A 10,679-nucleotide genomic window follows, 5' to 3' on the forward strand; every position below is an offset into this window, starting at 1 on the left:
CTCTCTTATTTCCATTTCAACACCAGATGGTAAAGCAATATTACCCGTTACATCTGTTGTACGAACATAAAACTGAGGACGATAATTATTGTGGAATGGAGTGTGACGTCCACCTTCTTCTTTCTTAAGGATATAAACCTCTGCTTTGAATTTAGCATGAGGAGTTACAGAACCTTGCTTACAGATTACCATTCCTCTGCTTATATCTGTTTTTTCTATACCCCTTAACAAGATACCAACGTTATCTCCAGCTTCACCTCTATCTAATATTTTACGGAACATTTCAACTCCAGTAATTGTAGATGTTAATTTTTCAGCTCCCATACCAATGATATCTACAGGATCTCCTGTATTAGCTACACCAGTTTCAATACGACCAGTAGCAACAGTACCACGACCAGTAATTGAGAAAACATCTTCAACTGGCATTAAGAAATCTTTTTCAATATCTCTTTTTGGCAATTCAATCCATTCATCAACAGCAGTCATTAATTCCATTACTGTATCTACCCACTTTTGTTCTCCATTTAAAGCACCTAAAGCCGATCCGGAAATAACTGGTCCATTATCCCCATCGTACTCGTAGAAAGACAGAAGCTCTCTTATTTCCATTTCAACAAGCTCAAGTAATTCCTCATCATCAACCATGTCTACTTTATTCATGAAAACAACCATTCTTGGAATCCCTACCTGACGACCCAAAAGGATATGCTCTCTGGTTTGAGGCATAGGACCATCTGTGGCAGCAACTACTAAGATAGCTCCGTCCATTTGTGCAGCACCGGTTACCATGTTCTTTACATAATCCGCGTGACCAGGACAATCTACGTGTGCGTAATGACGATTCGCCGTTGAATATTCAACGTGTGATGTATTAATTGTAATACCTCGTTCCTTTTCTTCCGGAGCGTTATCGATTGAATCGAAACTTCTCTTTTCAGATAGTCCTGCGTTTGCCAATACAGTAGTAATAGCAGCAGTTAATGTAGTTTTACCGTGATCTACGTGTCCAATAGTACCAATATTTAAGTGCGGTTTGGAACGATCAAAAGTTTCCTTTGCCATTTTGCTTGAATTTAATCTTAGTTTATATTAGTGTATAATAATTAATGCCTAATCTATTTGAGCCAACGACGGGAATTGAACCCGTGACCTCTTCCTTACCAAGGAAACGCTCTACCCCTGAGCTACGTCGGCTTATGGGTCTCCAGGTTTTATATTTTGATAAACAGGTTTAATGTTAACCTTGATCAAAATAGCAAACGTTAACTCAATTTCTTTGAGCGGGAGACCGGGTTCGAACCGGCGACATTCAGCTTGGAAGGCTGACGCTCTACCAACTGAGCTACTCCCGCAATTCTAATTTTCAATATTTCAACAATCCTCTTGAACATCATTTAAGTCCCGAACTGCGATAATAACCAGACTCTAAATTTCTCCAGTCTTGTAAATTCAAAAGCAATTTTCACCAAACCGCTCTCAAAAACCAGTTGTGGGGAGAGCAGGATTCGAACCTGCGAAGGTAAAACCAACAGATTTACAGTCTGTCCTCGTTGGCCGCTTGAGTATCTCCCCCTCCTTGCTATTTTATATTCTTACGAGCCGATGGAGGGACTCGAACCCACGACCTGCTGATTACAAATCAGCTGCTCTAGCCAGCTGAGCTACATCGGCTTTTTAAAGCCTTTTAAAGCATAAAAAAGTCCGCTATTTCTAACGGACTGCAAATGTAGATAATTATTTTTTTAATCAAAACTATTTTATAAAAATTTTAAAGTGGGTTGGAACCTTGGTTTTTTCTTCTTTTTAACCAATTTTCTCTCCAGAGAACTGCAAGCAGAATCAATTGCCTCCTCAAAAGATTTGCATTGCTTTTTAACTACGAACATATCTTTTGGAATATACAGCTTAATTTCGACAATTTTATTTTCTTTTTCACTGATGTTTTCAACCTTCAAATGCACATCAGAGCTTACAATCTTATCATAAAAAAGTTCTAGTTTGTCTAAACGCGATTGAATAAAATTTAGAAGTTTTAAATCTGCATTAAAATTCACAGCTTGCGTATTTACCTTCATAAGCTAAATATTTTAGGTTAAACAATAGAAAAGCCAATTTTACTATTTCTTGCTCCTTGGATGAGCAGATGCATGTACTTTTTTTAATTCGGCTATACTATTATGTGTGTAAACCTGTGTAGAAGCCAAACTTGAATGCCCCAACAATTCCTTCACCGAATTTAAATCTGCTCCTTTGTTAAGCAAATGCGTGGCGAAGGTGTGCCTAAGTATATGCGGACTCTTTTTAACTTTGGAAGAGACCTTACTAAAATACCCATTAATAATTCTATAAACAAGTGTTTCATAAATTTTAATCCCCGTTTTGGAAAGAAAAATAAAATCCTTTGCCTTTATTAAATCTAACTTTAATCTTTCGTCCAAATATATCTCATACAGATTTATAGTTGTGTCCAAGAGTGGAACAATTCGTTCCTTATTTCGTTTACCCAATACCTTCATCGTTTTTTGAGAAAGTTCAATATCCTTTAATTTAAGATTAATGAGTTCTGCCCGCCTAATTCCTGTAGTATATAGTAATTCTATGATTAACCTATCCCTACTGCCTTCAAAGCCATCTTCAAAATGCACCTGTTGCAAAAGCATTTCCATTTCTGTCTCAGAAAAAGGAACTTCAATTTTTGTAGGTGTCTTTAGAGCCTTATGTTTAGCTAATGGATTAACCTTAAGGTTTTCCGTTTTCAATAAAAACTTATAATAAGCCTTCAACGAAGCTACTTTCCGGTTAACAGATCTGTTGGACAAACCTGCTGTGACCATTTGAACTACCCATCCTCTTATCAAATTATACTCTGCCTTATCTATTTGCTTAAAATCATACTCCTTAAGGCAAAATTCCTTAAATTCCTGAATATCCTTTTCGTATGCCGTCACCGTATTTGGTGAATAGTTCTTCTCATGGGTTAGATAAGATATAAAAGCTGTTAAAGACATATCACAAAGTTACCTTTAGTTATTTTCATAAAAAAATCCCGTCTCGATACTTATCGTGACGGGATTTTAAAATGCTAAAAGCTATTTATTAGATTTCTTCCTGATCTCTTAGACCCTGAATATACTGTGCTTTCTGTATTTGTTGTCTTCTTTCTACTGAAGGCTTAGTAAACTGCTGACGTTTTCTCAACTGACGCATTGTACCTGTACGATCGAACTTACGTTTAAAACGTTTTAAAGCTCTGTCTATATTTTCTCCTTCTTTTACTGGTATTATCAACATAGGCTACAACCTCCTTTCTTTAATGATTTTTCGAGTGCAAATATAGAATGAATTAATTAAACGGTAACAAATTATTTTAAAATATTCTTCGCTATAACTACTTTTTGGATTTCCGTGGTACCTTCTCCTATTGTGCACAGCTTTGCATCCCTATAGAATTTTTCTACCGGAAAGTCCTTAGTGTAGCCATAACCTCCATGAATTTGTACTGCTTCATTGGCAATCTTTACACAGACCTCGGAAGCATACATTTTTGCCATTGCACTTATTTTGGTCATTTTGCGACCCTCATTTTTCAGAAAAGCAGCCTTGTGCAGTAATAATTCAGAAGCCTCAATTTCGGTGGCCATATCAGCCAGTTTAAATGAAATACCCTGAAATGAACTTATGGGTTTACCAAATTGAACACGTTCCTTGGAATACTTTAATGAAGCTTCATAGGCGCCTTTAGATATTCCCAAAGACAAAGCTCCTATAGATATACGCCCTCCATCTAAAACTTTCATAGACTGTATAAAACCATCGCCTATTTCCCCTAGTCTCTGGCAATCGGGAATCCTGCAATTATTAAAAATCAATTCAGCAGTTTCGCTGGCACGCATTCCTAATTTATTCTCTTTCTTACCACTGGCAAACCCCAATGTCCCTTTTTCAATAGCAAAAGCAGTCATCCCATGACTATCTCCCTTCTCCCCGGTTCGTACAACAACAACAGCAATATCTCCACTTATGCCATGAGTGATAAAATTCTTTGCCCCGTTTAGAACCCAATGATCGCCATCTTTAACGGCTGTTGTGCTCATTCCACCTGCATCTGAACCCGTATTATGTTCTGTTAAACCCCAAGCACCAATCCACTCTCCGGTAGCAAGTTTCGGAATCCACTTTCGTTTTTGCTCATCATTCCCAAAAGATAGAATATGATTTGTGCATAAAGAATTATGAGCAGCTATAGACAAGCCAATTGATGGATCAACTTTTGATATCTCTTCAATAATAGCTATATACTCGTGATAGCCTAAACCGGCTCCACCTAATTCATGAGGAACCAATACACCCATAAAGCCATATTCTCCAGCCTTTTTAAGAAGATCCGCTGGGAAAAACTGAGTTTCATCCCACTCCATAATATGAGGCCGTATGTATTGTTCTGCAAATTTCTTAGCAGACTCGGCAACATGGTGTTGGGTCTCAGAATAATCAAAACTAATAATAGACATAGTGTCTGTAGTCATCATTGCAATTTTTTAGAGCGACAAATATAATTCAATTCTATCAATCTTGTCTGCCGGGAAATCTTCTATTTTCAATAATTCATTAAAAGATTGGATAATCCCAACACTATCCCTGTAATTAACTATCTGAATAGCAAGGTTTTGATTTATATATATGAGTTGTTCCATTTCTTCTCTAGTAGCTGTATTAATATTGATCCTTTTAATTATTGGTTGCTCCTTAACACGAAATTCTTCCAATATTCTTAAAACCACTTCTTCCTGCAGACCATATACATCATATAGCTGTTCATTTACCATAAAACCCCCTAATCTGTTTCTAAATTTGACAATTCTGGCCGATAATTTATCACCAATTCCATATATAAGCTTAAGCTCTTCCGAATTAGCCTGATTCAAATCCTTGTACCTCACCTCTGTTAATACAGATTTTTGCTTTCTTTCTTTTTCTTTGATTTTTGTTCGATTATTCCACTCAGGAAAGTTAAAGTATGGAGCTAATATTTTTAGTAAAGAATCTGAAATTAATGTAACCTTCTGAAATTCTTTTGTGGAATTTACCCACCTGTTTTCAGATCTGAATACATGTAATCTATCTATCTCCTCATTAGACAAGCCAAGGGTATAACCTTTATAATCGGTTATAAAGTTTGGATTAAAAGGATAAATTTTCGGTGATTCTTCTACCTTACTTTGTTCCCTAATTGAATCCAATAATTTTTGTACTTCAGTATCCAGTCCAAAACTTGCCTCTGAGGTATAAACCATTTCATTCTTGAACAGCATATAAATAAGTTGTAAGCCAAAAATGATTACCAATAAAAAGAAAATCCCACTGCGTTCCTGTTTATTGAACTTAAAGTGGGATTTAAAATTTTTCAATGGTATTCTTATTTACTCATACCTTTTATATCTATCAGGTACTTATTAAGTTCTTCTTTAACCCTGGGGAACAAAAACAACAAACCTATCATGTTGGGGAACACTAATGCCAGAATCATTGCATCCGAAAACTTAATTACGGCATCTAAGGTAGCTGCTGCACCAACAACAACAAATAATAAAAATAAAATTTTATAGACAACATCTGCTTTTCTACCTCTCCCGAAAAGGTATTTCCAGGATTGAAGACCATAGTAAGACCATGAAATCATTGTTGAAAATGCAAATAATATTATTGCAATAGTTAGTATATATCTGAATCCTGGAATTACAGAATCATAAGCCATTGATGTTAAATCAACTCCCCCTATATAATTTCCGGTTTCACTAATTAAAACAGTACTATTCACAGCATTTCCGTACTCAAAAGCTCCGGAATCCATATTAAAGAAAATAATAACTAAGGCTGTCATTGTACATATTACAACGGTGTCTATAAATGGTTCTAAAAGTGCTACAATACCCTCACTTGCTGGATACTTAGTTTTAACCGCGGAATGAGCAATTGCTGCGGATCCTGCGCCGGCTTCATTCGAAAAAGCTGCTCTTTGAAAGCCTACAATAATAACCCCAACAATACCTCCTAAACCTGCTTCTGGAGTGAATGCCCCATTGAAGATCATCCCAAATGCATCGCCAATATATTGGAAATTTGCAAAAATGATAACCAATGAAGCTAAAACGTAAACTCCGGCCATAAACGGAACAATTTTCTCGGTTACGCTGGCAATCTTTTTTATTCCTCCAATAATTACGATACCTACCAGTATGGCAAGAATTACACCAATAATGACTCCCGTAGCGCCTCCTTGTAAATTTAGCATGGTTGAAAGTTGTACCGCTGCCTGATTTGACTGAAAAGCGTTACCTCCTCCAAAAGAAGCGCCAACACATAATACAGCAAAAACAGCACCCAAAACTTTGCCTAAACCTGTAAATCCTTTTTCCTTTAAACCCCTAGACAAGTAATACATTGGCCCCCCATAAACGGTACCATCTTCTCCCACATCTCTATACTTGACGCCAAGGGTACATTCTACAAATTTTGTAGACATCCCTATTAAACCGCAAACAATCATCCAAAAAGTAGCTCCGGGTCCACCAAGTGCAATAGCAACTGCTACTCCTGCAATATTTCCCAGACCTACCGTTCCCGAAACAGCAGTCGCCAATGCCTGAAAATGACTTACCTCTCCCTCTTTACTTTCATCTGCAATAGTATCAACCAAATCCCCATCGACAATATTAAGTTCGGCCTTTTCAACACCATGATGATCTAATTCATCATACTTGCCACGAACAGTATTTATTGCCAATCCAAATTGCGTGATATTTGGAAACTTAAAATAAATCGTAAAAAAAGTTGCTCCGAATATTAATAGTATTAAAACAATGGGCAAATTATATCCGGCAATAGGAATTGAAGTTAGAATAAAGCCTTCCCACCATACGGCAACAGGCATAAATGCATCATTAACTTTTTCGTCAAGGCCTTTGTCCTGTGCAAATGTCAAAATTGGCAGAAACAGTAATAAAATTGAAAGAAGTCTATACTTCATAAGTGTTGTTTTTGGTTTAATTTGGTTTGTTATGGAGGCAATATCCTAAAAAATAGTACAACAAAAAAATATAATTATCTCCTGCAGCCTAGTTTATATGAAACATTTCGTTAAGCTTTTTAATCTGTTCGGGCCTTCCTAAAACAATTACTTTACTATTAGGTTCCAGAGGTAAATCGGCTTCAGGGTTAATTATATAATTACCGTCGGGCTCTATATATCCAATAATAGTACATCCTGTTTTTCTCCGAAGGTCAAGGTCCCTCAAGGAATTACATTCCATTTGATCTGCAAAATCTTCAATGGCAACTTCTTCCAGGTTGGTCGTATTTTCCCCTTCTGTGGATAATTTATCCATAAATGTTATCAAATCTGGTATTACAACCAGGGATGCCATATGATCGCCTCCAATTTTATCCGGCATGATAACACTATCTGCGCCAGCTAATTTCAATTTATTTTGGGAAGTAACCTGAGAAGCCCTGCTTATGATAAATAATTGGTTATTTAGTTGACGCGCTGACAACACAACAAACAAATTATCTGCATCGTCCGGTAAGGTAACGATAAGATATTGAGCATCCTTTACTCGAGCGGTTAATAAGGTTTCATCCTCATTGGCATCACCCTCCACAAACAAGACATCTACTTCATGTTTTTCAATAACATCTTTGTCCCTTTCAATAACTACAAAAGGTTTTTTGTATGCTTTAAGTCGTTCCACCGCTTGCATACCATTTCGTCCGTATCCACAAATAATAACATGATTGGATAAACTGTTGATCATTTTTTTCACCTTTTTTGTTTTTAGAAGCTGTAATTGATTTTTGCTGAATAAATATTCTGTAATCACAGAAATGGCATAGGCAAATATAAAAACACTGGATATTATTAAAAAAATTGTAAATATTTTACCTTCTGTTTCCAAAGGTCCAACTTCATTAAATCCAACGGTCGTAACCGTAATTATGGTCATATAAATGGCATTCAACCAAGATAATTCGGATATAAAATGATATCCCAAGGTCCCTGCCAGTAATACTGTCAGCATCAATGCAATTGCAATGTAAATTTTAGAGCGAAAAAGTCTAATCATATCTAAAGATCAAAAACCGAATTCCTTTTGGTGTAGATCAAATCCTTTATTCTCAACCAAAACGCTAAAAACAGATATAACGCAAAGCCAAAGCCCAAAGTTACAAACGTTAGGTAGATAAAAGAGGTTCTAACAACACGTGCCCTAATACCAAGACTCTCCGCGATCCGTCTGCATACTTCAAAGCCGCGTTTCTGAAAATAATATAAAAGACTATAGAAAATATTCATTTTTTAAAAATACTATTTTCCTTTTAATAAACTATCGCCTACTACACATTCCAGACATCTATTTTGTGTACAATAAGTATTATAAAGTTGCAGTATGGCCTGACTACACATAGCATTGCTACAATTAACTCCAAGATTATTAAACTTTCTAATAATTTTATTATCCTCGCTTTTTAGTTTATTTACAATCATAATTATTCTTGAACTAACGTCTCTTCCTTGCCATTTGGAATAACAAAAAATCATGGGAAGTATAGTATTTATAAGCAATAAATTAATAAAACTCTTAGTAAGTTTATTTTCTCTTTTAGGCGAAATCTTACCAAAAACATAATGTTTTTGCCAGTATTTACTAGTAGATATACTGAAAATTTTATAAGCCTGATCAACTTCCTTTAAGGCGATAATATTGCCAAATAATTGTGGTTGTCTGGCATATAAATTAGCAAGTTGTGATAAGCGGATAGTAGGGAAGTTGGCAGGGCGTAATCTAAAAAACGACGGTTTCTGAACACTGCCCTCTTTAATCCTGAATTTATCCCTCAAATAAAAATACTCTTTCTTCATTTGGGTAAAAACCTTATCCTTAGATGATTCATTATCCAAAAGCCCTGCTAAACCAAATAGAACGCTTTCCAACTGAAAAACATTATGGCTTAACCTACGGACAATACCAAACTCAAGCGTTCTTCCTAGGCTTAAGAAAGCCTCGCTGTTTAACTTTAGTCCAAAATTTTTCAATAATAGTATAAAAAGTACTTTCTCCCAATCGTTTTTTGCTTCTGCCAACAATCTGTTTATTTCATTAGATTTCTCTTCCAGCCTTTCAAAATATAACCGTTCCAACCAAACTGAAAATTTAAATTTATCGATAGAATCCAACTCCCTCTCACAATTGATAAAGGTATCTTTAGATGAATTAAATAATTTATAATAATTTGTTAGGATATATCCCGGTATAAAATTTCTAAGCTCAAGAGTGGGTATTTCTTGTTTGTTTTTCCTGTAGACTACTGTATCTTCTTCCCAAACTACATGCAATATTACATTGTCATAATTACTATCCATATCATGCTGATGTGCATACCAATCAGAAGATTTTACATGGATTTCTACATTTCCTGCCCAAAGTTGTCCATTAATTTCCAATTTAGCATGAAAAAAATCAGGTCCCGCATCATGATTGTGAATTCCCAGAGATATAATTTGAAGTGTTTTCTGTCTTGAAGTGTATAGATTTGCGATTGGAATTTTTCCATTTTTCCAGATGTAGTGTAGGAGATCTTCACGCATACACCTAAAATAAAAGAACCCACTGAAAATGGGTTGCAGCATAAAGGGTTTAAGATAATTAGATTATATCTCCCTTCCATTCAAGTATTCCCCCCATGAGGTTGTAGGCATTGGGAATACCTATACTGTTCATTATTGCACAAGCCTGACGGCTTCGCTGGCCAGATCTGCAGTAAACGTAATAATTTTTAGATTTATCCAATTGCTTCAGCTCTTCTAAAAATTCTTGCCCCAAATAAATATTTAGAGTGGTGGACTCAGGAATTTGTCCCTGATTTGCTTCTTCCGGCGTTCTAACATCCAGAATAAAAGCGTTATCATCATTTTCCAATTGCTCAACCCATTCTTCTTGTAATAAATCTGCCATTTTATTTATATTTCTGGACGAAGTTACAAACTCCTTTACTTTTCACAAAAATATACAAATGTCGCTACTTTATTGAACAGCCAATAGCACGAATTTATAATTGACCTCTCCTCCTTTAGCAAAGCATCATGAGGGTTCTCAACATATTTGGTTTTCCCGCAGCGGCGTAGAAAAAGCTAACATCAATCGTAATTTCTTAACTAATATGGATGGTAGTACTATCATCCATATTTTCAAACAACCTATAAATAAAGGGGTACTTAAACATCCGTTCAGACAAATCAAATCCATCTTACTTTATGCTATTTCAGCTAAAAATTAAGTAGCCGTCTGTTTAGTCCAAATAAATTTAACAAAACTTTATCTGCCCAAATGTTGGTGGTTGTTATCGTATATATACATTTGTATATACAAATATTGTAAGTACATGAATGTTGAAGCTGTAATAAAGACGGATAAGAAGATTCCCTTAAGAAGCAGGACTATTATACATTTAATGTTAATACATAATAAGGTCACTGACAATATCTCACAGGCCCTTAAACCTTATGGAATTTCGACACAACAATTTAATGTCTTACGTATTCTAAGAGGTCAGCAAAGTAAACCTGCTAATCTATCGACCTTAAACGAGAGAATGGTCAGTAAAATGAGTAATACAAC

11 protein-coding genes, 4 tRNA genes and 1 pseudogene are annotated in these 10,679 nt (G+C 35.6%); 1 reads left to right on the forward strand and 15 read right to left on the reverse strand.

The genetic code is table 11. From position 1 onward, the window contains the following. The 15 genes from tuf to WBN20_RS03345 form a co-directional block, all read right to left on the reverse strand. Positions 1-1,065, reverse strand: a 1,065-nt coding sequence (tuf, locus tag WBN20_RS03275; protein WP_424280687.1) for an elongation factor Tu, incomplete at its 3' end; no start/stop codon positions are given. 60 nt (positions 1,066-1,125) lie between these two features. Continuing rightward, positions 1,126-1,197: transfer RNA gene (locus WBN20_RS03280), tRNA-Thr, on the reverse strand. Positions 1,198-1,282: 85 nt separating this feature from the next. After that, a tRNA-Gly gene (locus tag WBN20_RS03285) sits at positions 1,283-1,355 on the reverse strand. A 138-nt stretch (positions 1,356-1,493) separates the two neighbouring features. Then, positions 1,494-1,575 (reverse strand) — tRNA-Tyr (locus tag WBN20_RS03290). Between the two features lie 25 nt (positions 1,576-1,600). Next, a tRNA-Thr gene (locus WBN20_RS03295) sits at positions 1,601-1,674 on the reverse strand. 86 nt (positions 1,675-1,760) lie between these two features. Continuing rightward, on the reverse strand, positions 1,761-2,078 hold the full coding sequence (gene hpf, locus WBN20_RS03300; RefSeq protein ID WP_424280688.1) for a ribosome hibernation-promoting factor, HPF/YfiA family: 318 nt from the start codon (positions 2,076-2,078) through the stop codon (positions 1,761-1,763). 42 nt (positions 2,079-2,120) lie between these two features. After that, positions 2,121-3,011, reverse strand: a complete 891-nt coding sequence (locus tag WBN20_RS03305; protein ID WP_424280689.1) for a tyrosine-type recombinase/integrase — start codon at positions 3,009-3,011, stop codon at positions 2,121-2,123. Between the two features lie 88 nt (positions 3,012-3,099). Next, complete coding sequence (gene rpsU, locus WBN20_RS03310; protein ID WP_019671394.1) at positions 3,100-3,294, reverse strand: 30S ribosomal protein S21; 195 nt, start codon at positions 3,292-3,294, stop codon at positions 3,100-3,102. Between the two features lie 71 nt (positions 3,295-3,365). Further along, positions 3,366-4,505: an acyl-CoA dehydrogenase family protein gene (locus WBN20_RS03315; RefSeq protein WP_424273716.1), complete on the reverse strand. Its 1,140-nt coding sequence runs from the start codon at positions 4,503-4,505 to the stop codon at positions 3,366-3,368. 36 nt (positions 4,506-4,541) lie between these two features. After that, entirely contained in the window at positions 4,542-5,411 is an 870-nt protein-coding gene (locus tag WBN20_RS03320) for a ComEA family DNA-binding protein (RefSeq protein WP_424280690.1), read from the reverse strand. A gap of 8 nt (positions 5,412-5,419) precedes the next feature. Continuing rightward, positions 5,420-7,030, reverse strand: coding sequence for an alanine/glycine:cation symporter family protein (locus WBN20_RS03325; protein ID WP_424275505.1), 1,611 nt, complete (start codon positions 7,028-7,030; stop codon positions 5,420-5,422). An 88-nt stretch (positions 7,031-7,118) separates the two neighbouring features. Then, on the reverse strand, positions 7,119-8,126 hold the full coding sequence (locus WBN20_RS03330; RefSeq protein ID WP_424280691.1) for a potassium channel family protein: 1,008 nt from the start codon (positions 8,124-8,126) through the stop codon (positions 7,119-7,121). A gap of 2 nt (positions 8,127-8,128) precedes the next feature. Further along, the gene (locus tag WBN20_RS03335; protein WP_297706601.1) at positions 8,129-8,356 is read right to left on the reverse strand and encodes a PspC domain-containing protein; all 228 of its coding nucleotides are present in this window, start codon (positions 8,354-8,356) and stop codon (positions 8,129-8,131) included. Between the two features lie 12 nt (positions 8,357-8,368). Then, positions 8,369-9,691, reverse strand: coding sequence for a DUF2851 family protein (locus WBN20_RS03340; RefSeq protein ID WP_424280692.1), 1,323 nt, complete (start codon positions 9,689-9,691; stop codon positions 8,369-8,371). A gap of 16 nt (positions 9,692-9,707) precedes the next feature. Beyond that, positions 9,708-10,016: a rhodanese-like domain-containing protein gene (locus tag WBN20_RS03345; protein WP_424275122.1), complete on the reverse strand. Its 309-nt coding sequence runs from the start codon at positions 10,014-10,016 to the stop codon at positions 9,708-9,710. A gap of 427 nt (positions 10,017-10,443) precedes the next feature. Here WBN20_RS03345 and WBN20_RS03350 point away from each other — a divergent pair. Further along, positions 10,444-10,679 (forward strand): annotated as a pseudogene (locus WBN20_RS03350) (MarR family transcriptional regulator); the annotation flags it as partial.

It is taken from the genome of Eudoraea sp., assembly GCF_049665975.1.
In the GTDB taxonomy this organism is placed as follows: domain Bacteria; phylum Bacteroidota; class Bacteroidia; order Flavobacteriales; family Flavobacteriaceae; genus Eudoraea.

Bases quoted from the DNA above. Each gene is read 5' to 3' on its own strand.
- WBN20_RS03345 (WP_424275122.1), bottom strand. From the start codon at position 10,016: ATGGCAGATTTATTACAAGAAGAATGGGTTGAGCAATTGGAAAATGAT.
- WBN20_RS03340 (WP_424280692.1), bottom strand. From the start codon at position 9,691: ATGCTGCAACCCATTTTCAGTGGGTTCTTTTATTTTAGGTGTATGCGT.
- rpsU (WP_019671394.1), bottom strand. From the start codon at position 3,294: ATGTTGATAATACCAGTAAAAGAAGGAGAAAATATAGACAGAGCTTTA.
- hpf (WP_424280688.1), bottom strand. From the start codon at position 2,078: ATGAAGGTAAATACGCAAGCTGTGAATTTTAATGCAGATTTAAAACTT.
- WBN20_RS03325 (WP_424275505.1), bottom strand. From the start codon at position 7,030: ATGAAGTATAGACTTCTTTCAATTTTATTACTGTTTCTGCCAATTTTG.
- WBN20_RS03330 (WP_424280691.1), bottom strand. From the start codon at position 8,126: ATGATTAGACTTTTTCGCTCTAAAATTTACATTGCAATTGCATTGATG.
- WBN20_RS03305 (WP_424280689.1), bottom strand. From the start codon at position 3,011: ATGTCTTTAACAGCTTTTATATCTTATCTAACCCATGAGAAGAACTAT.
- WBN20_RS03335 (WP_297706601.1), bottom strand. From the start codon at position 8,356: ATGAATATTTTCTATAGTCTTTTATATTATTTTCAGAAACGCGGCTTT.